We start from the raw sequence: 26891 nt of genomic DNA, 5'->3' as shown, positions 1-26891 counted from the left end.
ATTTACTTTAAATTATAAACCATCCAATTTTGGATGGTTTTTTTTATATTAGTATTTAATGAATTGGAAAAACGCCATCAACGATTATCAATTATTTTTAAAAATTGAAAGAGGTTTATCTCAAAACACCATAGATAGTTATACTAGAGATTTAAATAAACTAACCCAATTTTTAAATGCAAATGATGTTGAAATATCACCTATAAAAATCGATAAAGAAATTGTGCAACAGTTCATTTATGAGGTTGCAAAAGAGGTAAATCCTAGAAGCCAAGCAAGAATTATTTCTGGTTTGCGCAGTTTTTTTGACTATTTGGTTTTCGAAGACTTTAGAGAAACAAACCCTACAGATTTAATAGAAGCACCCAAAATTGGTAGAAAGTTACCAGACACACTTTCTGAAGATGAAATAAATGCGCTGATTCAATCTATAGATCTAAGTCATCCTCAAGGAGAAAGAAATAGAACAATTCTAGAAACTATGTACAGTTGTGGTTTGCGCGTAAGTGAATTAATTACACTTAAAATATCTGATCTTTTTTTTGACGAAGGCTTTATTAAAGTAACTGGAAAAGGAAACAAAGAGCGTTTTGTACCCATTCATTATAATGCACAGAAATACATTACTACTTATATTCATCAAATTAGAAATCAGGTAAAATCCGTTAAATCCTTTGAAGATACTTTGTTTTTAAATAGAAGAGGCAAAGGTTTAACCAGACAAATGATTTTTACCATTCTTAAAGACTTGGCCATTAAAATTGAATTGAATAAGAAAATAAGTCCACATACACTAAGACATTCATTTGCAACCCATTTATTAAAAAACGGAGCAGATTTAAGAGCAATTCAGCAAATGTTAGGACATGAAAGTATAACTACTACTGAGGTTTATGTACATTTGGATAATAGTTATTTAAAAGAAGTTGTGGAAACTTACCATCCTAGAAAATAAAAAATCCCACAAAAGTGGGATTTTTAATATCAATAAATTTTTAGATTCTATTTCGCTACATTCACAGCTCTAGTTTCTCTAATTACTGTTACTTTAACCTGACCTGGATAAGTCATGTCATTTTGTATTTTCTGAGAAATATTAAATGACAACTCAGAAGCTTTAGAATCGTTTACTTTAGTACTTTCTACCATAACTCTTAATTCACGTCCAGCTTGAATAGCATAAGCCTTCTGAACTCCTGTAAAACCAAAAGCAATTGCTTCCAAATCTTTTAAACGCTGAATGTAAGAATCTAATACTTGACGTCTTGCACCTGGTCTTGCACCAGAAATAGCATCACAAACCTGTACTATTGGAGAAATTAAACTTTTCATTTCAATTTCATCATGGTGTGCACCAATTGCATTACATACATCTGGCTTTTCTCCATATTTCTCAGCCCATTCCATACCTAATAAAGCATGTGGTAATTCACTTTCAGCATCTGGCACTTTACCAATATCATGCAATAAACCAGCACGTTTTGCAACCTTAGAATTTAAGCCCATTTCTGCAGCCATAATTCCACATAAGTTTGCAACTTCTCTAGAGTGCTGCAATAAATTTTGTCCATAAGAAGAACGATATTTCATTCTACCTACAGCTTTCACCAATTCTGGATGTAAACCATGAATTCCTAAATCAATTACCGTTCTTTTACCAACTTCTATAATTTCTTGAGAAATTTGTTTTTCGGTTTTCTTTACAATCTCTTCAATTCTAGCAGGGTGAATTCTACCATCTGTTACTAATTTGTGCATAGACAAACGTGCTATTTCTCTACGAACTGGATCAAAACAAGATAAAATAATTGCTTCTGGAGTGTCATCTACTATAATTTCTACACCTGTAGCAGATTCTAAAGCTCTAATGTTACGACCTTCTCTACCAATTATTCTTCCCTTAACATCATCAGATTCTAGGTTAAATACGGAAACACAATTCTCTACAGCCTGCTCTACACCTACTCTCTGTATAGTTCCTAAAACAACTTTTCTTGCTTCTTGCTCTGCAGTAAGCTTTGCTTCTTCAATAGATGTTTGTACAAAAGCCATAGCTTCTGTTTTTGCTTCATCTTTTAAAGAACTTACCAATTCTTTTTTAGCTTCTTCTGCAGATAAACCAGAAATTTGCTCAAGCATATCTACATGCCTTTTATGCATTTTTTCAAGTTCGTTCTCTTTCTTTTCTAAGAAATCTAGCTTAAAATCATAATCTTTTTCTTTTTGTTCTAAAGATTGATTTAACCTTTTATTTTTATCAAGTTCAGAAGCTACTTTAGATTCTCTATCTCTAATTCGCTTTTCTACATCAGAAATCTTCTTTTCTCTAGATAAAATTACTTTTTCGTGTTCAGATTTTAATTCTATGAACTTTTCTTTTGCCTGTAAAATTTTATCTTTTTTAATTGATTCTGCATCAATCTTTGCTTCTTTTAGAATAGAGCTAGCTTCTTTTCTTGTGCCATTTAAAATCTTCTTTCCTTTAGATTTCTCAATTGATTTAAATATTATAAAACCAAAAGCGATTCCTACTAAAACTCCCAAAATAAGGGGAAGTATTATTCCTTCCATAATTAAAATTTGTATATAAAAAAAGCCTACATTAGTTGGTTTTTTTTAAACTCCATAATGACATGTATAGGACTAACTAACTGTTCAAGGATCCACTCAAGGTGGCTTGCTTTAGTAGTTAAGACTCATCCTTCATAATAGAATAGTGTTGAGTTTAATAAACAATTACTAACGTAGGCAGTGTGTTGTTAATGTATTTTAATGAACTTATTCTAAATGAGTTTTTACCAAATTGGTAAGCTCATTTAACTTTTGCATTTCTTCTTTATTTGTGTCGTTTTTGTTTAAAGATAGTATTTCTAATTTAGATGCAAATTGCAAAGCAGACATGGCTAAAACATCTTGTTTATCGCTCACAGCATAGTTTTGCTCATACATAGCAATTAGTTTATTAATAGCATTTGCTGCTTTACGCATACCTTCTTCTTCTTTAGTGTTATTCACACTTAAAGGATATGTTCTACCAGCAATAACTATATTAATCTTTAATTTACCCACAATGTAAAGAACTTTATTCTTGAAGCTGAGTTATACATTTATCAATTTCTTTGATTAATGAATTTATTTTCAGCTTTGTATCTTTTGTATTTGAACTACTGCCTTCAATAGTTTTTGCAATTTTTAAAGATTCAAATTCTTTTTTTTGAACGCTTAAAGCTTGCTCTTTTTCTATAAGTTCTTTTTGTAATGAAGTGTTATTTTGAAGCAAGATTTCGTTTTCTTTCTTTAAAAATTCATAATTAGAAAGAAGGTTTTGCAACGATTTTTCTAGTAAATGAATTGCTTCTAGTGTGTTACTCATTTTAAACTTTAGAATAAACTATCTCTACAAAGTTAGCATTCTGTTTTAAATATTACAACATTTAATCGCTTTTTTAATAACCTTATGATAACTAACCTTTTACATAAACAATCATTTTTGCTATTTTTACGTAAAAATATTGTCGTTTGAAAAGATTATTAATTTTTGCATTATTTTTAGTGCAAAGTATTTGTTTTGCTCAAAAAGAGTATCCTCAAAATTATTTTAGAAACCCATTAGATATCCCTATTTATTTAGGTGGATCTTTTGGAGAGTTACGTAGCAATCACTTTCATGCTGGTATAGATATTAAAACTCAAGGGAAGGAAGGGTTAAACGTCTATGCTGCTGCAGATGGTTACGTTTCTAGAATTAAAGTACAGCAATTTGGTTATGGTAAAGCATTATACATTACTCACCCTAATGGGTTTACAACCGTTTATGGGCACTTAAATAAGTTTAATGATGAAATTGATGCCTACGTAAAATCGATACAATATAAAAAAGAGAATTATGCAACAGGTAATTTATATTTTAAAGAAAATCAATTTCCGGTTTCTAAAGGAGAAATAGTGGCAATTTCTGGAGATACAGGTGGTTCAGGTGGCCCTCATTTGCATTTTGAAATTAGAAATACTGCTACAGAAAACATTATAAATCCGCTATTATTTGGTTTAAAGGTAAAAGATGATATACCACCAATAATCCAAGCAATAAAGGGGTATTCTTTAAGTGCCGATGCTAGAATAAATCAACAAAGAAAAAGTTTTCAAATACCTATTAAAAAAATTTCAAAGGGTAATTATGTTGCGGATAGAATAGCTACAAGTGGGTTAATTGGATTTGGTGTTAGTGTTTTTGATCGATTTAATGGTGCGCCAAATAAAAACGGAATTTATAGTTTAGAGATGAAAGTAAATGGAAAACGATATTATTATCATGATGTTGAAACATTTGCCTTTTCTGAAAGTAAATTTATTAATCTGCATATAGATTATGCACATTACAAGCGTTATAAACGAAAATATCAACGAACATATAAGCTTACACCTAACAAACTATCTACTTATGAAGAACTTATAAATAACGGTAGAATAAGCACAAAAGAAGGTTTTAATTACATTGTAGAGATTATTGCAAAAGATTTTAAAGGAAACACAAGTATTGTTAAAATACCTGTTGCTGGAAAAAAGCCAAATGCAATTTTTGATGAAGAACTAGATTCTACTGCTTATTTCATTGCTTCTAAAAAGTTCAATAAATTTTCTACAAATAAGGTTACAGTCGCTTTTCCAAAGAATTCTTTTTACGAAGACTTGTATTTAGACTTTAAAGTCGAAGATGGTATTGCTCAAGTTCATAACTCAACAGTTCCTTTAGATAAAAATTTTACATTAACTTTTGACGTATCTGATTATGATGAAGCTGAGAAACAACAGCTTTATATTGCTAGTTTGGCTTATCCTAAATATCCAAGATATCAATATACTAGAAAGAAAGATAGTACATTTTTTACAACAAGTAAAACTTTAGGTAATTACACTTTAATGATTGATAATCAAAAACCTAAAATAAATTTATTGCATTTTAAAGATCAACAATGGATTAGCAATTCAAAAACAATTCAAGTAAAAATTACAGATGTTGGTTCAGGTATTAAAAACTGGAGAGCTACTATTGATGGTGAATGGATTTTAATGCAATACAATCACAAAAAAAAGATTTTGACTTATAATTTTAGTGATAAAAAATTGGTTGGTAGCAAACATATCTTTAAACTTGTAGTTCAAGACAATGTAGGAAATACGAATACGCTTTCTACAACGTTCTTTAAAAAACAACTAAACTAATCTTTGTGAAGCAACTTTTTTTAATTCTATGTTTACTACCTAGTTTTTTTTATGCCCAAAAAACAACCATAGTAAAAGGTACGGTAAAAAATAGCCAGAAAGAAGGTATTGAAAAAGTTTCTATAAAATTTAATAATACAGGAACTGTAACAGATGAAAATGGTAATTATTCCATTAGAATCCCTTTAGACAAAGAAGTAACCATCACTTTTAGTCATGTTTCTTATACTACCTTTATAAAAAAGATTACAGCGAAAAACAGAAATATAATTCGCTTCTCTCCTATTTTACTTACAAAAACTGAAAACCTTAAAGAGGTTATCGTAAAAGATAACAGGAAAGAAGCAGCAGGAATTAAAAAAATTGACATCCATAAAGCAAAAAATATTGTTGGGCCAAATGCAGGTGTAGAAAATGTGTTAATGACTTTACCTGGGGTAAACAACAATAACGAATTGAGTACGCAATATAATGTTAGAGGTGGTAATTTTGATGAAAATCTAGTCTACGTAAATGGTATTCAGGTCTATAGACCTTTTTTGATAAGATCTGGCCAGCAAGAAGGTTTAAGTTTTATAAATTCTAACATGGTGCAAAATATCGATTTCTCTGCAGGAGGTTTTCAAGCAAAGTATGGAGATCGATTATCATCTGTTTTAGATATTACTTACAGAAAACCAACTGAAACTGCTTTAGCCATCGATGCAAGTCTTTTAGGTGCTAGTGCAACTTTTGAAGGACTCTTTTTAAATAATAAATTAAGCGCAATTACAGGAGTTAGGTATAGAGATAACAGCTTATTTGTAAATAGCAAACAAGTAGAAACGAATTTTAGACCAAGATTTACTGATGTTCAAACTTATTTATCTTATGAGTTTTCAGAGAAATTTCAACTCAGCTTTTTAGGTAATTTCTCACTTAACAATTACAATTATCAACCCTTAACTAGAAGAACACGTTTTGGAACTGTAGCTAATCCTTTAGAATTAACTGTGTTTTATCAAGGCCAAGAAGAAGATAAATATTTAACACTTTTTGGAGCCTTAGCAGCAGAATATAAAGTAAATGATTCGTTTACATTAACGACAACTGCCTCTAGATATAACACCCAAGAAGAGGAACATTTTGATATTTCTGCTCAATATAGTTTGGGAGAAGTAGATGCCAATATTGGTTCTGATAATTTTGGTGATGTTCAATTTTCTCAAGGAATTGGTTCTCAATTAAATCATGCAAGAAACGATTTGGATGCGCTAATAACCAACGTAGAACTAAAAGGAACAATAAAGCAAGGGTCAAAACAGTGGAACTTTGGAGTAAAATATCAAAAAGAAGATATTATTGATCGAATTCGTGAATGGGAAGTAATAGATTCTTTAGGCTTTTCAATTAGACCTCCTTTTCACTCTTCTAACAATCAACCTTATGAACCTTTCGAAGGTGAGATTACACCTTTTCAAAATATTAGAAAAGACAACAACGTACAAATAAATAGAATTACCGGTTTTGCTCAATTTAATCAGCGTTCTTTTTGGAACGATCACGAAGTATTTTACAATTTAGGAGTTAGAGCGCATTCATGGACAGTTACAGGAAATGGTTCTAAATCTGAAAATAAAATAATAGTAAGTCCACGTGCTCAGTTTGCAATTAAACCAAACTGGGATAAAGACATGCTTTTTAGAATTTCGGGAGGTTTGTATGCACAACCACCTTCATATAGAGAATTAAGGGATTTTAATGGAGATATCAACATAAATGTAGAAGCGCAAAAGTCTTATCATTTGGTTACAGGAATGGATTATAGTTTTAATCTCTGGAATAGACCATTTAAGCTTACTTCTGAGGCTTATTATAAGAATTTAACAGATGTTAATTCGTACACCTTAGATAATGTTAGAATTAGATATAGAGCAGATAACGTTACTAAAGCTTATGCATATGGAGTTGATTTACGTTTGAATGGTGAATTTGTTCCTGGTAGTGAAAGTTGGGTGAGTTTAGGCTATTTAAAAACTGAAGAAAATATTAATGATCGAGGTTATATTGCTAGGCCATCTGATCAAAGAGTAAAATTTGGAATTCTATTTCAAGATTATGTACCTAATTTACCTGATTTAAAAGCGTATTTAAATCTGGTTTATAATACTGGAGTTCCTGGTGGTTCACCTTCCTATTCAGATCCTTATAATTTTCAAGAGCGATTAAGAGATTATAGGCGTGCAGATTTGGGTGTATCTTATATTTTTGTAGATGCAAATAAACAATATAGCTCAGGCTGGCTATCTAATTTCAAAGAATTAAGTGCTGGTTTAGAACTTTTTAATATGTTCGATATCCAGAATGCTATTACCAATACTTGGGTTAGAGATGTTTATACAAAAACTCAATTTGGAATCCCTAATTTTATGACAGGTAGAGTGTTAAATTTTAAATTAGCGATGAAGTTTTAATTTATAATACCTTTTTTTCTTCAATTAAAGCACCAAATTCTTTTTTATAAATTCTTACAACTACTAAGAATAAACTTATTAATAACGGTCCAAAAATCAAACCAATAAAACCAAATAAAGGTACACCAACGATTACCCCAATTAAGGTTATTAAAGGATGAACGTTATCTAGTTTTTTAAGTAAAAATAAGCGAATAATATTATCTGTAGAACCTACCACAACCAAACCATAAATTAAGATTCCCCAAGCACCAACGGTATTACCATAAGACATACTTAATATAAAAACAGGTAAAATTCCAATTAAAGTACCTACAAAAGGAATCATAGAACCAATAGTTACTATAATAAACCAGAAAAACGGATCTCTAATACCAAAAATCAAAAATCCAATTAAGGCAATAATTCCTTGCGCTATTGCTACTAAAGGTATTCCAATGGCATTAGAACGAACCATGGCTTGAGATTCTGCTCCAATAATTTTTAAATTTTTATTACTAATAGGTATATATTCATACAGCGAATCTTTAAGTCTACGTCTATTAGTTAACATATAATAAAGAATAAAGTACATTAAACCAATACCAATAAAAATATTAAAGGTACTACCAGCAAAGGTTTCCAAGTTACTTGAAATCCATGTAGAAATTTCTTCTGTATTTATTCTAGAACTTAAATCATAACCATATTCGCTTTCTATAGTTCTTATTTTGTTTTGAACTACTCTAGCTATTTCTTCTGAATTTTCTACAGCTTCACCAATTTTTTCGCCCAACATAAAAATAATACCAGTTACTGGTAAAAGAATGCAAATAAAAGAGAGAAACATTAGTAAAATTGCTGCAACATCTGCATTCCAATTTTTATTAATCAAAATAACCATCCATTTTCTAAGAAGCACATAAATGGTAATTGCACCTAACACACCTGATAAATAAGGAATTAACTCTGTAAATATTAAGACTGCAAAAAATATTATAAGTAATAAAACAAATACCTGTCTAATAATTTTTGGTGCGATAACATCATTCATAGTAGCGTAATTTTATGGCAATTTAGAAATTTATTGAACTATAAAATGTAAAAATCCGATATAAAATTAATGCATTTAAAAATAGGAATGCTACTCCTCTTCTCTATTTACTAAATCCATAGAAAAAGCAGGAGTACAAATCGCTATATACTCGCATTCCTCTTGAAAAGGATTTGAATATTGTACACGCACATTTTTCTCAATCTTAATAGACTCTCCTGCACTTAAAACTATTTTCTCATCCTCTATAATAAATTGCTTTTTACCTTTAATGATGTAGGTATATTCATCAAATTGTGGTGTTTGAAAAGGTTCTTTCCAATTTGGAGGAGCCACCATATGTGCAATACTTATATCTGATTGTTTTGTAGTGGCATTACCAAAATGTTCTTCAATTAATTTACCATCAGTTGTTGGCACAACAAAAGGACTTTTTTGAATTTTATATTTTTTCATCAATACTCAGAATAAATTAGAACAGTTATTGAAACCAAATTATAAATAGCTTAATTTTTGCTAAATCAGGAATTTGCTCTAAAGAAACTTTTTGATTCATGCCAAAATCTCTTAATCCTAATTCTTCTTTATCAATAGCAATTGTTGCATTTAATTCGTCTAGAAATAAAGTTACAGATTGTAACGTAGTTTCTGGTCTTGCAGCATAATTTGCATTAATTTCAGAAAATGTAGAATTTAAATTAATTCCAGATTTTGTTTTGTAACGAGAATCATGAATTTCGATACTTTTAATAGTAGAAGTGCTATCTAATTGCTCTTTTGGAACAATAGTTAACAAATGCTTACCTCCTTTTTCATATATTAAATAGGTGTCATCATCTTGAAAATAGTTATCTCCTAAAGCACCTTCACTTAAGTTTTTAACGATAGAATCGTTTTTAAAAATTTCATCTAAATCAGATACAGTAGTTGTTGTAGTAATTTCACCAACTGTGCCTTTGGCTATTCTAAATTTATCGTTGTTGGTACAACTTACTATACATAATGAAAATAGTACTAGGGATAAAAAACTTCTTTTGATCATTCTATTTGGTTTTTATTAACGTTAACGCTAATATTCTTGATTTGTTATTTAATTACTTTTTTTAAAATTCCGAAAACTGCTCTAATAAATGTTGCGCTTGTTAGCACTTTTACTAAAGGATCTTGTCTTGTACTTCTTCGTCTAGAGCCTCTTCTGTAATTTTCTTCTCTTGCTTTTTGTTTGGCTAAACGTTCAATTTCTTTCTGTCTTTCAGCATCTTCAATAGCTTTTTGTTCAGCTTCATTAATATCTTTTATTTTCTGATTTAACAGCTCGTAGGCACTCTCTCTATCTAATTCATTATTGTATTTATGAATTAACCTAGAATTATTGATAACCTGATTCAATTCTTGATCAGTTAAAATATCCATTCTACTCATAGGAGCACGTAACATGGTTCTCGCTAATGGTGTAGGAATACCTTTTTCGTTTAAAACAGAAACAAACGCTTCACCAATACCTAATTGGGTTAAAACTTCTTTGGTATCATAATATTCTGAAGTCGGATAATTCTCTGCAGCTAATTTAATTGCTTTTCTATCTTTTGCTGTAAAAGCTCTTAAAGCATGCTGAATTTTTAAACCCAATTGAGCTAAAATATCTTCTGGTACATCTTTAGGATTTTGTGTTACAAAGTACAATCCAATTCCTTTAGAACGAATTAACTTTACAATACTTTCAATTTGATTTAATAAGGCTTTAGAAGCTTCTTCAAAAACCAAATGAGCTTCGTCTATAAATATCACTAATTCTGGTCTGCCAGAATCACCTTGTTCAGGAAAAGTTTCATAAACTTCAGCCAATAACTGTAACATAAAAGTAGAAAACAGTTTTGGCTTATCTTGTATATCTGTTAATCTTAAAACAGAAATAACTCCTCTACCATCATCATCTATTCTAATTAAATCTTCTACTTCAAAAGATTTTTCTCCAAAAAACAAGTCTCCTCCTTGTTGCTCTATCTCAATAATTTTACGCAAAATTGCTCCTGTAGAAGAAGTCGAAATTCTACCATATTCAGCTTGTATAGCTTCTTTACCTTCTTGCGTTACAAATTGCAATACTTTCTTAAAATCTTTAATGTCTAAAAGTGGTAATTTATGATCATCACAGTATTTAAAAATAATAGCAACAATTCCGCTTTGTGTTTCTGTTAAATCTAAAATTCTAGATAATAGTACAGGTCCAAATTCAGAAATGGTAGCACGCATTTTAGTACCATTTTGTTCTGAAATTGATAAAACTTCTATTGGAAACTTTTTGGCTTCAAAAGGAAAACCAATTTTCTGATGACGTTCATCAATTTTTGGATGTCCAGGACTTGCTTTGGCCAAACCTGAAAGATCACCTTTAATATCCATTAATAATACAGGAATACCTTTTTCTGATAAATTCTCGGCTAAAACTTGTAAGGTTTTTGTTTTACCAGTACCTGTTGCACCAGCAATTAAACCATGCCTATTTAATGTTTTAAGTGGTACTTTTACAATAGCATTTGTAACAGTTTCTTCACCCAACATTGCAGCACCAAGTGCTATAAAATCACCTTTGGTTTTGTAGCCCTCATTTATGTATTCAAAAAACGATTCTTTTTGACTCATCAAAATAAATTTTGATAAAAATAAGTAAAGTTTAAGAAGTGGGAAATAATTTAAGGCTTTTGTGAAATATTTGTTTATATCAAAATATAAATATTTAAATCAACATTAATTTAAAAAGAGTAGTAAATAATAACTAGCGTCTTTGTTTTCTAATCGCTTTGTCTTTTTGCACCTTATCCCAGTATTTTTTAGCAACAAGTAATAAACCAAAACTTTCGCCTTTCTCTTTTCCTAAATGCTTATGATGCATTTTATGCGCCCATTTTATAGCTTTTACATAGGTATTATTACCTCTAGAAAACCATTTAAAACGTTGATGAATAATAACATCATGCACTAGAAAATAAGCAAAGCCATAAAGTGCAATACCAAAACCAATACCTGCAAGCCAGAACACTTTATCTTGCAAACCAAACATTATACATAACCAACTAGGAATAGCAAAGATTAAAAAGAATGCATCATTTTTTTCGAAAAAATGCGCATTTGGTTTGTGATGATCTTCATGCAAATACCATAAAAATCCGTGCATCACATATTTGTGCATTACCCAAGTTACACCCTCCATTATAACGAATGTTATTAAAGTAATTGATAAGATATAAAGAAAAATCATTTATAAAATAAACTAATAGTTATGAAAAATATAAGTTGAATTACATATAAATAAACAGCAAATTTATTCTGTTTATTAAAACTCAAATTTACGAATAAATACTGTAAAATTAAACTTCCAAAAAACCAACATACGTAGTTATAAATTGGAATTTCTCCAAGAGGATACCATTGCCAGAAATTTAATTTGATTGCAACAGGTTCTAAAAATAAATCTAAAAATACTGCTGCAAAGGCTCCAGCTATCGCCAATACATGAAGCTCTAAACCCTTAGAAATTGCCAAGTTATATTTAATCTTAAGCCAAGTATAGGTTTGAAAAGTTAAACTACCAACAGTATACATAGTGATAAACCATAAATTACCCAATAAAATAGGAACACCCCAAATTTTATATCCCATAACACTTGAATATTCATAATCTCCAAAAAGAAAACCTGTATTGATACCAATAATTTCATATGTGAGTCCTGCAAAAATACAGGCTATAAAAAAGAGCCAAAGTGATTTATTAATTTTTTGATGCGTATAAATCAACAATACCAAGGAAACAATTAAATTTAATGGTGTGTTATCAATAAAAAAATCATCGTAATCAGTAAAAAGCAAACCAATAATGGCACTCACATGAAATAATAAAGTTATTCCTATGGCTAATTTATATTTATGTAAGGTTAATTTATTCAATGTCATCTGCTACTAATTTTGCACTTTTAAAACACAAAGGAATTCCTCCTCCTGGATGAACACTTCCTCCACAGAAATATAAATTTTTATAATGCTTACTTCTATTTTGTTGCCTGAAAAAAGCAGCCATTTTACTGTTACTACTTGTTCCATATAAAGAGCCCATAAAGCTTGCCGTTTTTTCTTGAATGTTTAACGGAGATAATGTCTCTTCTACAACAATATGATTTTCAAGATTAGTATTTAATTGTTTATTTATTTGTTTAATAATAAACTTTTTAACTTTTTCTTTCTGTTCTTCCCAGTTATGCTCTTTGTGTGCAGGAGCATTTACCATTACAAACCAGTTTTCACTGTTATTTGGAGCATGACTTTTGTCAAATTTAGAAGTTACATTTACATAAATGGTTGGTTCATCAGGTAAAATTGATTCTTCAAATATTTGTTGAAACTCTTTTTTATAATCTTCACTAAAAAAGATATTGTGCAAACCTAATTCTGAAAAAATAGTGTCAATTCCCCAATAAAATATAAAAGCACTACTACTTCTTTCTTGTTTCAAAACCTTATCAGCAAACTTTTTATCAGAAAGTAAATTTTTATAGGTGTAATAAATATCCATATTACTTACTACGATATCAGCTTCATGCTTTTTCCCATTTACATAAACACCTGTTACTGTTTCTTTTAAAGTTTCAATTTTTTCAACTTTACTCTCTAGGTGAAATTTAACACCAATATCTTTTGCAAGTTGCACTAAAGCTTTGGTAATGCTTATCATTCCTCCATCTGGATAAAAAGTTCCTTGGCTTTGCTCTAAACTTGAAATCATACTTAACATTGCAGGCGCTTTATAAGGATTACTGCCATTATAAGTTGCAAATCGATTAAAAAGCTGAATCATTTCTGGCGTTTTAAAACTTGATTCGTTATAACTATTTAGTGACTTAGCAATGTATGGAAACTTAACACTAAACAACGCTTTGTAAGTTTCACTTTTGGTAATTAAGCTTAAATCTAAAGGAAAATCTAAAAAAAGTTCTCCTATATTTTGATAGGCTTTTTTACTGTTTTGAAGATACTTTACAGTGTTTTCTGCTGGTTCTCCAAAAACTTTTTCTGCTTCATCAGCAAATACTTCAATGCTTTTCTTTGCTACTATTTTTTTTCCGTTTGCAAAAAAATAACGACAACTTTCATCTAAATCTCGATAGGTAAAATAGCTAGAAATGTCTTTTTTGGCCAGACTAAATAGTTCTTCTATATTTTCTGGAGCTGTAAAAAGTGAAGGCCCAGCATCAAAAGTAAAACCCTCTTTTTCAATTGAAGATAGTTTTCCTCCAAAGTAGGAATTTGCTTCAAAAACAGAAACATCATAATTCTTTAAAGCCAATCGAATAGAAGTTGCTAAACCACCTATTCCACTGCCTATAACAGCTACTTTCTTCATTTGTTTAATGTTTACGTAAAAGTATGAAACAAAACAATACTAAACCTTAATTTTTAATTAAAAATCTCATAATAATTAACAGCTTAATAAATGAAATCGAAAAAGAGAAAGCATTTGCCATAAGAGAAAATCAACATATTATTTTTCAAGTTTTTGCAGGATCGTAAAACGTGTAAACATATCTTCACTATACCATTTTTGTTTTCTAGTTTTTTTGATAACAGCTTTATGTTGTGGCATTCTGTAAGCAAAATTTTTCATCATTGTTTTTGATTCCCAAACACTAAAAGTTGCTTGCTTTATCCAAGGAATCTCACCAACTCCGTAAGAATTTACAAATCCTTCTGCAGTAGCCATTTGCGATGCAATTGGAGCTACATTTTTCCAAAAATAACGTAATTTGTTTAGGCGAATTGAGGCTCTAGTTAACACAGCTATTTCACCTTCATAATCTGTAGTTGCTGGTAAATTGCCAAAAACCTTTTTCTTATCCCATAAACCATGACCTTCAATTGGTTTTAAGAAATAGATGGTTTGCCTTTTACAGAATAAATCAAACCATTTTAAAATGAAGCTTCCAAATTGGGATTTTAAATTTAAATCACCTTCGTAAGTTACTAAAATAGCCCATTGAGATAAATCTGGAATTTTATCAAAGGTGCCATTTTTACCAGTACCCATTAATTTATAAAATTGGATGTTTTTATTAAAAAATAATGGAATTCTAAAAATCGCCATCGATAAAAATCCAAAAATGGCAAAAATTCGGTAGTATTTTACGATGATTAAACTTGTTCTCAAAATAGTATCTATACTTCTATTAAAATATACTCAAATATAGATAAAGTTATTGAGGTGGATTCGTATTTAATTTACTGTTTTGAATATTATTTTAGATTATTTATTTCCTAAAAAAATAGTAATTAAAACTTAAGAACTCAAATTGAAAGGTTAGTCAATCCAATTTTTAAAATCTTTTACACGCTCTCTACTTACAATTATTTCTTGCTCATTATAAGAGTGTAGAATTAGTTTTAAACGTGAATTTGAATAAGCAACAATATCTTTTATTGCGTTTATATGAATAATAAACGTTCTATTTACCCTAAAAAATTGTTCTGGATCTAATTGTTCTTGCCAGTTTTCTAAAGAGTTGTCTAACAAGTAATTTCGGTTTTCTGAAGTATGAATATAGGTCGATTTATTTTCGCTGTAAAAGCATTCAATCTCATCAATATGAATAATCTTTATATGTTGGCCAACTTTAATTGAAAGTCTTTTTTTAAATTTTCTATCAACAGGATTTACCAAAAGCTTTCGTATATCATCTAGATTTACTTGTACATCAGTTTGTTTTGGCTGTTGTTTTTTAAACTGCTCTACTGCTGCAGCCAACTCATCATCATCTATAGGCTTTAAAAGATAATCTATACTATTTAGTTTAAAGGCTTTTAGAGCATACTCATCATATGCTGTTGTAAAGATTATAGCAGATTTTACCTCTGTTTCTTCAAAAATTTCGAAAGATAAACCATCAGATAATTGAATGTCTAAAAATATTAATTTTGGATGTTCATTGTTCTGCAGCCAATTTAAAGATTCTTCTACAGAATGTAACATTTGTTGTACTTCTATACCTAGTTCTGCAAGCATTCTACTTAATCTTCTTGCTGCAGGCTTTTCATCTTCTATAATTAATACGTTCATACTTTTAATGCTAAAATCTTCTTTTTTCTTCTTCTTTTTCTAAATAAGCTTGTATTTTTTTTTCTTCCCAGTTTTTATCAAAACCTAAAGATTTAAAACCGAAAACTCCCATCCAATGAAAGAAGATTCCAATTCCCCAGAAAATCCAAGTTGAATATACACCAAAATTAGAAAATGCATCTGTTATTGAATAATTACTTTGCATTAGACCGAAAATAATTATGCCACTTAAAAATATATTTACAAGTACATAGACTATAGCATGAATATAAAACCCTTTAATGGCTTTAACTCGTTTTTTAGCTCTCATGTAGTTTTGCTCTTGTATAAATTTATTGTCCATAATTCTTAACTCTTTTTATTTATAAATTCTTGAATCTTTTTTTCTTCCCAGTTTTTACCAAAACCTAATTTATCAAATCCAAATACACCAAACCAATGAAAGAATAAGGCAATACAAATACCAGCAACAGCATACCAAAAGAAATAAAAATCGGGCACAAATTGTAAATTAACTAGCACTATAATAAATACTGCAAGAATAGAAACTCCAAAATGTACATAAAAACCTTTTATTTCATTGACCTTCTTTTTGGTTTTTAAATAATACTGTTCTTGAATAAATTCTGATTTATCTTCATGATCTTCCAAAACTTCATTTAGTTTCTTAGCTTCCCATTCATCTAAAAATTTTGCAGAACCAAATACATAAAACCAATGTATAATTAAGCCTACAAACCAAGCTGCTATTGCAATCCAAAACCAGTGAAATTGAGGTGCTGTTTGTAAATTGATAAACACTAAAAAAGGCGGAATAATAAATGTAGCCACTAAATGCGTGTAGAAACCTTTAATCTCCTCTACTCTTTTTGCTGCCTTTAGTCTAAGCTTATGGTTGTTTGATTCGATATTCATGTTAAAAGTTTTTATTTTGTTCATCTAAATATTGCTGTACTTTTCTTTGCTCCCATTCTTTGTTGAACAACAAGCTAATGCCAAAAGTATTAATTGCTTGAAAGGCAATACCAATTCCCCAATAAAACCAAATTTTGTAATTATGATAATTGTAAAATGCTTGGCTAAATGTATCCCCATCATTCATATCACCAACTATAAATATTGCCGATAAAAATGTGTTTACAATAAGATAAACCGCTAAATGCTTATAGAATTTACCTATTTTTTCTATACGTTTACGAGCCAAAATATACTTTTGTTCTTGTGTGTATTCTCTTTTCATTATCTTAATCTTTTTTGTTGATTCTCTTTATCCATCATTTCTTTAATCTTTCTTTCTTCCCAATTTCTTCCTAAGAAAATATTATAGTTATTTACTTCTAAGAAGTGGAATAATAAGCCTATTCCCCATCCAAAAGCTGGAAACCAAAACCAGTAAAAACCTGGTGAGAATCTTAAATTGATAAATATTAAAAATGGTATTACTAAACAGTATGAAGCCAAATTTTGATAAAATTCTTTTAATTTTTCTACTCTTTCTACTGCTTTTACGTATTTGCTATTTTCTAAATCTTCTGTAAACATAATTTCGTTCATTTTATATAAGAGAGGTAAACTCACCTTAAATGTTTTATTGTTATTTTCTATTCTAACCCCTTGTTTGGTTAATAAACCATACCTATCTGCAATATTCTGTAAGCCTACTTTGGTGCTTTTACCAATTGCTTCTTTTGGGTTAATGTTATTTTCTATAATTAAAAAACTACCTTCTTGATATATAGTTATCGTTAATGGTTTAGAAGGTGAAACCACATTGTGCTTTACTGCATTCTCTAACAATAGTTGTAATGATAAAGGCACAATCTTTAATGCAGGATCTTTAACATCTTCTGGAATATTAAACTTCACAGCCTCTTCAAATCTCATTTCTAGCAATTGCATATAGGTTTTAGCAAACTTCAGTTCTTCAGAAATTGGTACTAAATCTTTATTTCTTTGCTCTAAAACATATCTATAAACCTTAGATAGTTTTGTGGTAAATTTTTCTGCTTGATATGGATTCTCGCCAATTAAACTGGTTAATACATTTAAACTATTAAATAAAAAATGTGGATCTAATTGATTTTTTAGTGACTCAAACTTTGCAGTTTCTGTTTTGGCTACAATTTGTTGTTTGGTACTTTCTTGTTTTACCGATTTTTTCCATGCAATCATAAATCCTCTAGCATGCAAAAATGCTGATACTCCAAAGGATAAAATGATGTAGAAAATGTGCATCAATAAATAATTGCCACTAAAAAAATTATCGGGATTATTTTTATTGATAATGATGAAGTTCACATAATCTATTAAAAGAACTACAGGAATTGTATATAGTATAGTAGAAACTATACCTGCCCAAACTCTGGCATTTGTATCCTCTACCCAAGACCATTTTTTACTAAGAGCGTGATTAATTACACCTTGTGCAAAACCTAACCCAAAAGAATACATAGCAGAAATCAAAAAGGTGTAAGCAATATTTAATATGCTAAAATTTTGGTTGATTAAAGTAAAAACTACTGCAAAAATGATGGTAATTTTTAAACTTACAGAAACACCTTCTTTTATATTGCTTCTTACTATTCTGCTATTTGTATTCATACTTGGCATTTATTTTTACTAAAATTTTATAATTAAAGATACATTTTTATCAGCAACTACAAACTTAGCGTTTTCATAATTTGGTGGTCCAAAACTCATATTGTTATTAGAAACTCCATAATCTTCTAATGGCATTCTGTATTCTGAAAAATCCATTTTGTCATTATTATTTTTATCATGGTAACAAATAACTGCATATTCTCCAGGTGTAATGTTTTCAAAATCAATTTCTGTTTTACCATTAACAATCTTGCCGTTTTTAGCTTGTACTGGCTCTTTCATAAAATTGTCTTTATTGTATAATGCAAAACCAACTTTACCTTCATCTGAAGAAATATTTTCTATAGTTACTGTAATTGTTTTTGTTTGAGCTGTAATTGTAGTTGAAATAAACATTACAGTTGCGAATAAAAGTGATACTACAAGTTTCATAATTTTTAGTTTTTTAGATTAATTATGGTACAAATATGCAACTGAACTACAGTTTTTAAAACTAAAGATTACTGAACTGTATTTTTTTTAGGCTGAATTGTAATTTTATATATCGTCCACTATCAAGCACTTATAATTTAGTTAGAGATTTGCAAGTTCTATTATGGATTTCAAAAAAACCTATGTCGTTTTTTTCTAATTTGATAAAAATTTTAAAAAAATGATTAATAGTTACCAAGCATAATAAAAAATAAATACATTTGTCACATAATATTATTATATATTTTGATTAAACAACATTACATATCAGCAATTTTTAATTTTACTCCTAGTAGTAAAATTGCTTTTGTGCGTCGCTCTTTCTCTGAGCGCCCTTTGGGTGTTTAATAATTCTTAGGAATTAGGTGCGTCCAATTCCACACTTCAAAACTTTACAAAATAATTCAAATCTTAACAAATCAATACAATGCAAATTGTTATTGCAAATAAATCGCATATTATTTATGCCAACATCATCTGCGAAACTATAGCTGAAGCTGCTAAAGTTAGAGGTACAGGTATTGCTAAAAGAAAACCTGAATATGTTGCTAAAAAAATGGAAAATGGCAATGCTGTTATCGCTTTAGATGGCGATAATTTTGCTGGCTTTTGTTACATAGAACAATGGGGTCATGGAAAATTTGTAGCCAATTCTGGTTTAATTGTTCATCCTAATTATAGAAATATTGGTTTAGCAAAACAGATTAAAGAAGTCATTTTTAAACATTCTAGAACCAAGTTTCCAGATGCAAAAGTATTTAGTATAACAACTGGTCTAGCTGTTATGAAATTAAATAGCGATTTAGGTTACAAACCAGTAACCTTTTCTGAATTAACAGATGATCAAACCTTTTGGAATGGTTGCCAAACCTGCAAGAACTTCGATATTTTAACAAGAACAGAAAGAAAAATGTGTTTGTGTACAGGAATGCTTTTTGATCCTAAAAATCAAGATGAATCTGAATCAAAAGAGGTTAAAGAAAACGTATTTAAAAGATTAAAATCAATGAAACAAAATCTGTTTCTAAAAAAAGATAAAAAATGAAAAAATTAGTTATTGCTTACAGTGGTGGTTTAGACACTTCTTATTGTGCTGTAAGTTTATCGAAAGAATTCGAAGTACATGCAGTAAGTGTAAATACAGGTGGTTTTACTGAAAATGAAGTTAAAAATATAGAGCGTAATGCTTATAAAATGGGTGTTACTACTTATAAAAATATAGATGCTGTAGCTACCTTTTATAATAAGGTTGTAAAATATTTAATTTTTGGTAATGTATTAAAAAATGCTACTTACCCACTTTCTGTGAGTGCTGAAAGAATTATACAAGCTATAGAAATCATTGAATATGCTAAAAGTATAAATGCAGAATATATTGCTCATGGAAGTACAGGTGCAGGAAATGACCAAGTTCGTTTTGATATGATTTTTCAAACGCTTGCTCCAGGAATTAAAATTATTACACCAATCAGAGATCAAAAATTATCTAGACAAGAAGAAATTGATTATCTAAAAACTGAAGGCATAGATATGAATTGGGAGAAATCGAAATACTCTGTAAACAAAGGTCTTTGGGGAACTAGTGTTGGTGGTGTAGAAACTTTAGAATCAGAAAAACCATTACCTAGTGAGGCTTATCCTTCTCAATTGGAAAAAGAAGGAGAAGAAAAAGTTACATTGACTTTTAAAAATGGAGAATTTGTTGCTTTAAATAATCAAGAAAATGCTCCTGAGGTTAATATCGAAAAGTTGAATGAAATTGCTGCTAAATATGCAATTGGTAGAGATATTCATGTTGGAGATACAATTGTTGGTACTAAAGGTAGAGTTGGTTTTGAGGCAGCTGCTGCACTAATTGTGGTAAAAGCTCATCATTTATTAGAGAAACACACGCTTACCAAATGGCAATTACAACATAAGGAATATCTGTCTAGTTTTTACGGAATGCACTTGCATGAAGGACAATATTTAGATCCTGTAATGAGAGATACTGAAGCCTTTTTGCAAAGTTCTCAAAAAATGGTTTCTGGTAATGTAGTTGTTACTTTAAAACCTTATCACTTTACGTTAGATGGTATTGTTTCTAAGCACGATTTAATGTCAAGTAAATTCAGTACTTATGGTGAAGAGAATAAAGCTTGGTCTGCAGATGATGCAAAAGGTTTTATTAAGATTCTAGGTAATCAGAACAAAATATATCAACAAGTAAACTCATAATTATGTTAGAAGTAGGTATAATTGGTGGTGCAGGTTACACAGCAGGTGAATTAATACGTTTATTATTAAATCACCCAAAAACAAATATCAATTTTGTGTTCAGTACTTCTAATGCTGGCAATAAATTGTATAAGGTTCATCAAGATTTAATAGGAGCTACAGAAATTAGTTTTTCAAGCGAAATAAATGCTGATGTAGATGTTTTGTTTCTCTGCTTAGGACATGGAAATTCAACTGCTTTTTTACAAAAAAACAGCTTTTCAAGAAATACAAAAATTATAGATTTAAGTAATGATTTTAGATTACTTGCCGATAAAAGTTTTGAGGGTAAAGAGTTTGTTTATGGTTTGCCTGAGTTAAACAAAAAAGCAATTCAATCTGCTAATTACATTGCAAATCCTGGTTGTTTTGCTACAGCTTTACAGTTGGCTATTTTACCTTTAGCTTCTAATGGATTATTAAAAAATGATGTTCATATTAATGCTGTAACTGGTGCAACTGGTGCAGGAACATCATTATCTGCAACTACGCATTTTACTTGGAGAGATAATAATTTTTCGCATTACAAAGCATTTAATCATCAGCATTTAGGCGAAATAAATCAAACAGTTCATCAGTTACAAACTGATTTTAAAAGTGAGATAAATTTTATGCCAAATAGAGGCGATTTCTCAAGAGGAATTTTTGCGACTACGTACACAAAATTTAATAAATCTCTAGAGGAAGCCATAAAAATGTATGAAGCATACTATAAAGATGCTGCCTTTACATTTGTTACCAACCAAAATTTATTTTTAAAACAAGTAGTTAACACCAACAATTGTTTTATTCAACTGGAAAAACATGGTGATAAATTATTAATCACTAGTATGATAGATAATTTATTAAAAGGAGCTTCTGGTCAAGCCATTCAAAACATGAATTTGATGTATGGCTTTCAAGAAGATACAGGTCTAAAATTAAAAGCAAATTATTTTTAAGTCTTGCAAAAGCTTTACATACTGAACTTGTTTCAGTATCTAATTATTAACAGTTTTAACTTTTGAAAAATTTCAACTTTAAAACGCTGAAATACAAAAAATGAAAATAGCAATTATAGGTACAGGGAATTTAGGTAAATCAATTGCCAAAGGTTTAATCACCAACAATGCAATTACATCTTTATACTTAACCAAAAGAAATATTGAAGGACTTGCTGAATTTGATGGATATTCAAACGTATTTTTAACCGTAGATAATATAGCTGCAGTAAAAAATTCTGATATATTGATTTTTGCAGTGCAACCTGCACATTTTGAAAATATTCTAAAAGATATTAAACCTCATTTAACAGAAAAGCATGTTGTAATTTCTACGATAACAGGTTTCTTAATTCCACAAATTGAAGAAGAAATTGGTGCAGATAAATATATAATACGTGCCATGCCAAATACAGCCATTGCTGTTGGTAAGTCTATGACCTGTTTATGTAGCAATACACAAGGAGAAAAAAGAATACCAATTGCAGAAGCTATTTTTAATAGATTAGGCCATTCTTTAAGTATACCAGAATCTCAAATGCAAGCTGCAACTGTAGTTTGTGCAAGTGGAATTGCATTTTGGATGCGTTTAATTCGTGCTACAACTCAAGCTGCCATTCAACTAGGTTTTGATGCCAAAGAAGCACAAGAATTAGCCATGTTTACCAGTGAAGGTGCTGCCAATTTATTAATAACAAATGGCAATCATCCTGAAGAAGAAATTGATAGAGTAACAACACCTAAAGGTTGTACCATAGAAGGATTAAATGAAATGGAGCATAAAGGTTTAAGCTCTTCATTAATTCAAGGTATGGTTGCATCTTTCAATAAAATTAACAATATTAAAAAAGAACAAATATGAGTTTATTTAATGTTTACCCTTTGTTCGATATTACCCCAGTAAAAGCAAAAGATGTTTTTGTATACGATGAGAATAATACTCAATATTTAGATTTGTATGGTGGTCATGCAGTAATATCAATTGGGCATTCACATCCTAAATATGTAGCTGCAATTTCTGATCAAGTTTCAAAAATGGGATTTTATAGTAATTCTATCCAGAATCCTCTACAGTCTAATTTGGCAAAGAAAATTGTTACACTTTCTGGCTGTAAAGATTATACGTTATTTTTATGTAATTCAGGTGCAGAAGCCAACGAAAACGCTTTAAAATTAGCCTCATTTCACAATCAGAAACATAAAGTTATTGCCTTTAAAAATGGTTTTCATGGTAGAACATCTGCTGCAGTTGCAGCTACAGATAATCAAAAAATTATTGCGCCCTTAAATGCACAACAAGAAGTAGAAATTTTAGAGTTGGGCGATTTAAAAGGTTTAGAAACTGCATTAAAAAAGAACGATGTTTGTGCTGTAATCATTGAATTTATTCAGGGAGTTGGTGGTTTAGACCAAAGTACAGCTGAATTTTATGAAGGAGCAGACGCTCTATGCAAAAAATACAACACCTGTTTTATAGCAGATGAAGTGCAATCTGGTTTTGGTAGATCTGGAGATTTCTTCGCTTTCCAAAAATTTAAAGTTACTCCTGATATTATTTCAATTGCAAAAGGAATGGGCAATGGATTTCCTATTGGCGGAATTCTAATTCACCCAAATATAAAAGCAACTTTTGGTTTATTAGGTACAACCTTTGGTGGAAATCACCTAGCCTCTGTTGCCTGCACAACTGTTTTAGAAGTGATAGAGGAAGAGAAATTGATGGGAAATGTAAAAATGATTTCAAAATACTTTGTTGAGAAAGCCAAAAGCATACCTGAAATTAAAAATATAAAAGGCCGTGGTTTAATGTTAGGTTTAGAATTCGATGCACCTATTGCAGACTTAAGAAAAAGACTAATATTCAATCAACAAGTATTTACTGGTAGTGCAAAAAATCCTAATTTGCTAAGAATTCTTCCTCCTTTAACACTGAAAAAAGAACATGTAGATGCATTTTTTGATGCTTTAAAATCTGAGTTATAATGAAAAATTACACGTCTATAAATGATATTTCAGATATCAATGATTGGATAGCTGAAGCCAAAGAATTAAAAGCAAATCCGCTTCAAAATATCGAACTTGGTAAAAATAAAACCTTAGGATTATTATTTTTTAATTCAAGTTTAAGAACTAGACTCAGCACTCAAAAAGCTGCATTAAATTTAGGTATGGAGCCTATAGTGATGAATGTTTCTGGTGATGCTTGGGGCATTGAATTTGAAGATGGTACAGTTATGAATGGTTCTACAGCTGAGCACATAAAAGAAGCTGCTGCTGTTGTTTCTCAATATTGTGATGTAATTGCTGTAAGAGCTTTTCCAAGTTTAACAGACAAGCAAAAAGATGAATCTGAACAAATTTTAAGTGCATTTGTAAAACATGCCTCAGTGCCTATTATAAGTATGGAAAGCGCTACAGGTCATCCTTTACAAGGTTTAACAGACGCAATTACCATATCTGAAAATTCCAACAAGAAAAAGGTAAAAGTGGTTTTAAGTTGGGCACCTCATATAAAACCTTTACCACATGCAGTAGCGAATAGTTTTACACAAGCTATGCAAAAAATGGATGTTGAATTTGTTATTGCAAATCCTATAGGGTATAATCTGAACAAAGAAATTACAAAGGACACACCTATTTATCACAACCAAGAAGAAGCTTTTAAAAATGCTGATTTTGTTTATGCTAAAAATTGGAGTTCTTATGAATCTTATGGAGAAATTTTAGATGTTGATGATAATTGGACTATCACCAAAGACAAAATTGGTGATGCAAAATTTATGCATTGCTTACCTGTAAGAAGAAATGTTGTAGTAGAAGATGCTGTTTTAGATTCGGAGAATTCTTTAGTTATAACACAGGCAAACAACAGAACCTATGCAGCACAATTGGTGCTGAAAAAAATATTAGAGAATGTCTAAAACTAAATTATCCATAATTAAAATTGGTGGAAATATAATTGAAGATGAACAAGCTTTAAACACTTTCCTTTCTATTTTTTCAAATATAAAAGGTAAAAAAATATTGGTTCATGGAGGAGGAAAACGTGCAACACACATTGCCTCAAAATTAGGTATTACCTCTAAAATGATTGATGGTAGAAGAATTACTGATGCAGAGACTTTAGAGGTTATAACTATGGTTTATGGTGGTTTAGTAAACAAAAATATAGTTGCTAAATTGCAAGCGCTTCAAGAGGATGCTATTGGTTTAACTGGTGCAGACATTAATAGTATTCAGTCTGATAAAAGACCTGTTAAAGAAATTGATTACGGATTTGTAGGTGATGTAGAACAAATCGCATCAAACTCCATAAATAAATTGCTTCAGGCTGACTTTACACCTGTTTTTTGTGCTATAACACATGATGGAAAAGGACAATTATTAAACACAAATGCTGATACCATTGCAAGCACAATTGCAGCGGGTATGAGTGCAATCTATGAAACATCCATTTATTATTGTTTTGAATTGAATGGCGTTTTAAAAGATTTTAATGATAAAGAATCTGTAATTAAAAACATAGATATTAATTCCTATAAAGACTTGCTTCAAGAAGGCGTCATTTCAGATGGCATGATTCCGAAATTAGACAATTGTTTTGATGTTCTAAAAAACGGAGTTACAAAAGTTTACATTGGTAATACATCAATGCTTACTAAGGAAAACAATAATTATACAACCATAACCTTATAATGATAACTATAGATAAATTAACGGAAAAAGCAATTTCACTTTTAAAAAGTTTAATTGAAACGCAATCTTTTTCATCCGAAGAAGAACAAACTGCAGCATTAATAGAAGCATGGTTTCAAGAATTTAATATTCCTTTTAATAGAACCAAAAACAATGTTTGGGCTACAAATAAACATTTTACAGAGGGCAAACCAACATTGTTATTAAATTCACATCACGATACTGTAAAACCGAATTCTGCTTACACAAACGATCCTTTTAAAGCCATTGTAGAAGGAGATAAATTATATGGTTTAGGCTCTAATGATGCAGGTGGTTGTTTGGTTTCGTTAATTGTAACATTCACCAATTTTTACGCCAGTGAAAATTTAAATTATAACTTGGTTATGGTAGCTTCTGCAGAAGAAGAAAGTTCAGGCCCTAATGGATTAAATAGCATGTTATCCATTATTCCTCACATAGACGTTGCCATTGTTGGTGAGCCAACCTTAATGAATTTAGCAGTTGCTGAAAAAGGTTTGGTAGTTTTTGATGCCAAAGTTGAGGGCACACCAAGTCATGCTGCACACCCAAATAATAACAATTCTATTTACAATACAATCGAAGTTTTACAGTGGTTCAAAGATTTTAAATTTAAAAAATCTTCTGAGGCTTTAGGTGATGTAAAAATGACTGTAACTCAAATAAACGCAGGTAAACAACATAATGTAGTTCCTGCTCACGTAGATTTGGTAGTAGATGTTCGTGTAAATGATGCGTATTCAAATCAAGAAATTGCAACTATCTTAAAAGAGCAATCTCCTTGCTCAGAGATTGTTCCTAGAAGTTTACGACTAAACTCTTCTTCTATTTCTACAAATCATGATTTGGTAAAAGCGGGTATTGCAATGGGTAGAGAAACCTATGGTTCTCCTACACTTTCAGATCAATCTGTGTTAACTTGCCAATCTTTAAAATTAGGACCTGGAGATAGTACAAGATCTCATTCTGCAAACGAATTTATATACATTTCAGAAATTGAAGAAGGAATAAAAATTTATATAGAATTGCTAAATAGAGTAATTCTAAAACAATAA

The 26891-nt window shown here is 30.0% G+C and carries 28 protein-coding genes and 1 other RNA gene; 11 read left to right on the top strand and 18 right to left on the bottom strand.

Annotated features, from left to right (window positions below; genetic code table 11):
* Window positions 1–58: 58 nt before the first annotated feature.
* The gene (xerD, locus tag V7R38_RS09470; RefSeq protein WP_334057893.1) at window positions 59–955 is read left to right on the top strand and encodes a site-specific tyrosine recombinase XerD; all 897 of its coding nucleotides are present in this window, start codon (window positions 59–61) and stop codon (window positions 953–955) included.
* Window positions 956–1002: 47 nt separating this feature from the next.
* Here xerD and rny read toward each other — a convergent pair whose 3' ends face one another.
* The 4 genes from rny to V7R38_RS09450 all read right to left on the bottom strand — a co-directional run bounded on the left by rny (window position 1003) and on the right by V7R38_RS09450 (window position 3373).
* Window positions 1003–2571 (bottom strand): ribonuclease Y, encoded by a 1569-nt coding sequence (gene rny / locus V7R38_RS09465; protein WP_334057891.1) that lies wholly within the window; start codon window positions 2569–2571, stop codon window positions 1003–1005.
* 47 nt (window positions 2572–2618) lie between these two features.
* Window positions 2619–2725: non-coding RNA, 6S RNA (ssrS, locus tag V7R38_RS09460), on the bottom strand.
* Between the two features lie 53 nt (window positions 2726–2778).
* Window positions 2779–3069 (bottom strand): cell division protein ZapA, encoded by a 291-nt coding sequence (locus tag V7R38_RS09455; protein ID WP_015480277.1) that lies wholly within the window; start codon window positions 3067–3069, stop codon window positions 2779–2781.
* A 13-nt stretch (window positions 3070–3082) separates the two neighbouring features.
* Window positions 3083–3373 (bottom strand): hypothetical protein, encoded by a 291-nt coding sequence (locus V7R38_RS09450; RefSeq protein ID WP_334057889.1) that lies wholly within the window; start codon window positions 3371–3373, stop codon window positions 3083–3085.
* Between the two features lie 146 nt (window positions 3374–3519).
* Between V7R38_RS09450 and V7R38_RS09445 the strand changes: the two genes are divergently transcribed.
* Together V7R38_RS09445 and V7R38_RS09440 are read left to right on the top strand one after the other, a co-directional pair.
* Window positions 3520–5223, top strand: coding sequence for a M23 family metallopeptidase (locus V7R38_RS09445; protein WP_334057887.1), 1704 nt, complete (start codon window positions 3520–3522; stop codon window positions 5221–5223).
* Between the two features lie 5 nt (window positions 5224–5228).
* Window positions 5229–7676 carry a TonB-dependent receptor gene (locus V7R38_RS09440; RefSeq protein ID WP_334057885.1) on the top strand — a complete coding sequence of 816 codons (2448 nt, stop codon included), beginning with the start codon at window positions 5229–5231 and terminating at the stop codon, window positions 7674–7676.
* Window position 7677: 1 nt separating this feature from the next.
* Here the strand turns inward: V7R38_RS09440 and V7R38_RS09435 are convergent, their stop codons facing one another.
* The 14 genes from V7R38_RS09435 to V7R38_RS09370 form a co-directional block, all read right to left on the bottom strand.
* Window positions 7678–8709 (bottom strand): AI-2E family transporter, encoded by a 1032-nt coding sequence (locus V7R38_RS09435; protein ID WP_334057883.1) that lies wholly within the window; start codon window positions 8707–8709, stop codon window positions 7678–7680.
* 90 nt (window positions 8710–8799) lie between these two features.
* Window positions 8800–9165: a cupin domain-containing protein gene (locus V7R38_RS09430; protein WP_015480282.1), complete on the bottom strand. Its 366-nt coding sequence runs from the start codon at window positions 9163–9165 to the stop codon at window positions 8800–8802.
* Between the two features lie 25 nt (window positions 9166–9190).
* Window positions 9191–9751: a hypothetical protein gene (locus V7R38_RS09425; protein WP_334057880.1), complete on the bottom strand. Its 561-nt coding sequence runs from the start codon at window positions 9749–9751 to the stop codon at window positions 9191–9193.
* Window positions 9752–9795: 44 nt separating this feature from the next.
* Window positions 9796–11352: a helicase HerA-like domain-containing protein gene (locus tag V7R38_RS09420; protein ID WP_334057878.1), complete on the bottom strand. Its 1557-nt coding sequence runs from the start codon at window positions 11350–11352 to the stop codon at window positions 9796–9798.
* A 133-nt stretch (window positions 11353–11485) separates the two neighbouring features.
* Window positions 11486–11968, bottom strand: coding sequence for a beta-carotene hydroxylase (locus V7R38_RS09415; protein ID WP_438825597.1), 483 nt, complete (start codon window positions 11966–11968; stop codon window positions 11486–11488).
* The gene (locus tag V7R38_RS09410; RefSeq protein WP_334057873.1) at window positions 11965–12660 is read right to left on the bottom strand and encodes a carotenoid biosynthesis protein; all 696 of its coding nucleotides are present in this window, start codon (window positions 12658–12660) and stop codon (window positions 11965–11967) included. The genes V7R38_RS09415 and V7R38_RS09410 overlap by 4 nt, the downstream gene beginning before the upstream one ends.
* Window positions 12647–14104: a 1-hydroxycarotenoid 3,4-desaturase CrtD gene (gene crtD, locus V7R38_RS09405; RefSeq protein ID WP_334057870.1), complete on the bottom strand. Its 1458-nt coding sequence runs from the start codon at window positions 14102–14104 to the stop codon at window positions 12647–12649. Before crtD ends, V7R38_RS09410 begins: the two co-directional genes overlap by 14 nt.
* Window positions 14105–14242: 138 nt before the next feature.
* Window positions 14243–14785 carry a spheroidene monooxygenase gene (locus tag V7R38_RS09400; RefSeq protein WP_334057868.1) on the bottom strand — a complete coding sequence of 181 codons (543 nt, stop codon included), beginning with the start codon at window positions 14783–14785 and terminating at the stop codon, window positions 14243–14245.
* A gap of 270 nt (window positions 14786–15055) precedes the next feature.
* On the bottom strand, window positions 15056–15811 hold the full coding sequence (locus tag V7R38_RS09395; protein ID WP_334057866.1) for a LytR/AlgR family response regulator transcription factor: 756 nt from the start codon (window positions 15809–15811) through the stop codon (window positions 15056–15058).
* A gap of 10 nt (window positions 15812–15821) precedes the next feature.
* Window positions 15822–16154, bottom strand: coding sequence for a 2TM domain-containing protein (locus V7R38_RS09390; RefSeq protein ID WP_334057864.1), 333 nt, complete (start codon window positions 16152–16154; stop codon window positions 15822–15824).
* Between the two features lie 5 nt (window positions 16155–16159).
* Entirely contained in the window at window positions 16160–16726 is a 567-nt protein-coding gene (locus tag V7R38_RS09385) for a 2TM domain-containing protein (RefSeq protein WP_334057862.1), read from the bottom strand.
* Between the two features lies 1 nt (window position 16727).
* On the bottom strand, window positions 16728–17051 hold the full coding sequence (locus tag V7R38_RS09380; RefSeq protein WP_334057860.1) for a 2TM domain-containing protein: 324 nt from the start codon (window positions 17049–17051) through the stop codon (window positions 16728–16730).
* Window positions 17051–18412 (bottom strand): 2TM domain-containing protein, encoded by a 1362-nt coding sequence (locus tag V7R38_RS09375; RefSeq protein ID WP_334057858.1) that lies wholly within the window; start codon window positions 18410–18412, stop codon window positions 17051–17053. The genes V7R38_RS09380 and V7R38_RS09375 overlap by 1 nt, the downstream gene beginning before the upstream one ends.
* A gap of 18 nt (window positions 18413–18430) precedes the next feature.
* The gene (locus V7R38_RS09370) at window positions 18431–18844 is read right to left on the bottom strand and encodes a DUF2141 domain-containing protein (RefSeq protein ID WP_334057856.1); all 414 of its coding nucleotides are present in this window, start codon (window positions 18842–18844) and stop codon (window positions 18431–18433) included.
* Window positions 18845–19310: 466 nt separating this feature from the next.
* On the opposite strand from V7R38_RS09370, the gene V7R38_RS09365 reads away from it, so the two are divergent.
* The 8 genes from V7R38_RS09365 to V7R38_RS09330 all read left to right on the top strand — a co-directional run bounded on the left by V7R38_RS09365 (window position 19311) and on the right by V7R38_RS09330 (window position 26891).
* Complete coding sequence (locus V7R38_RS09365) at window positions 19311–19928, top strand: GNAT family N-acetyltransferase (protein ID WP_015480295.1); 618 nt, start codon at window positions 19311–19313, stop codon at window positions 19926–19928.
* Window positions 19925–21100 carry an argininosuccinate synthase gene (locus V7R38_RS09360; RefSeq protein ID WP_334057853.1) on the top strand — a complete coding sequence of 392 codons (1176 nt, stop codon included), beginning with the start codon at window positions 19925–19927 and terminating at the stop codon, window positions 21098–21100. Before V7R38_RS09365 ends, V7R38_RS09360 begins: the two co-directional genes overlap by 4 nt.
* A 2-nt stretch (window positions 21101–21102) precedes the next feature.
* Window positions 21103–22080 (top strand): N-acetyl-gamma-glutamyl-phosphate reductase, encoded by a 978-nt coding sequence (gene argC, locus V7R38_RS09355; protein ID WP_334057851.1) that lies wholly within the window; start codon window positions 21103–21105, stop codon window positions 22078–22080.
* 100 nt (window positions 22081–22180) lie between these two features.
* Window positions 22181–22981, top strand: coding sequence for a pyrroline-5-carboxylate reductase (proC, locus tag V7R38_RS09350; RefSeq protein WP_334057849.1), 801 nt, complete (start codon window positions 22181–22183; stop codon window positions 22979–22981).
* On the top strand, window positions 22978–24102 hold the full coding sequence (locus V7R38_RS09345) for an aspartate aminotransferase family protein (protein WP_334057847.1): 1125 nt from the start codon (window positions 22978–22980) through the stop codon (window positions 24100–24102). The genes proC and V7R38_RS09345 overlap by 4 nt, the downstream gene beginning before the upstream one ends.
* The gene (locus tag V7R38_RS09340; RefSeq protein WP_334057845.1) at window positions 24102–25040 is read left to right on the top strand and encodes an N-acetylornithine carbamoyltransferase; all 939 of its coding nucleotides are present in this window, start codon (window positions 24102–24104) and stop codon (window positions 25038–25040) included. The genes V7R38_RS09345 and V7R38_RS09340 overlap by 1 nt, the downstream gene beginning before the upstream one ends.
* Entirely contained in the window at window positions 25033–25815 is a 783-nt protein-coding gene (gene argB, locus V7R38_RS09335; protein WP_334057843.1) for an acetylglutamate kinase, read from the top strand. Before V7R38_RS09340 ends, argB begins: the two co-directional genes overlap by 8 nt.
* Window positions 25815–26891, top strand: a complete 1077-nt coding sequence (locus V7R38_RS09330; protein WP_334057842.1) for a M20 family metallo-hydrolase — start codon at window positions 25815–25817, stop codon at window positions 26889–26891. The genes argB and V7R38_RS09330 overlap by 1 nt, the downstream gene beginning before the upstream one ends.

The organism is Polaribacter sp. P097 (assembly GCF_036864555.1).
In the GTDB taxonomy this organism is placed as follows: Bacteria; Bacteroidota; Bacteroidia; order Flavobacteriales; family Flavobacteriaceae; genus Polaribacter.
Note: the sequence above shows the minus strand (reverse complement) of the source record. Positions and strands in the feature narration are given on the sequence as shown.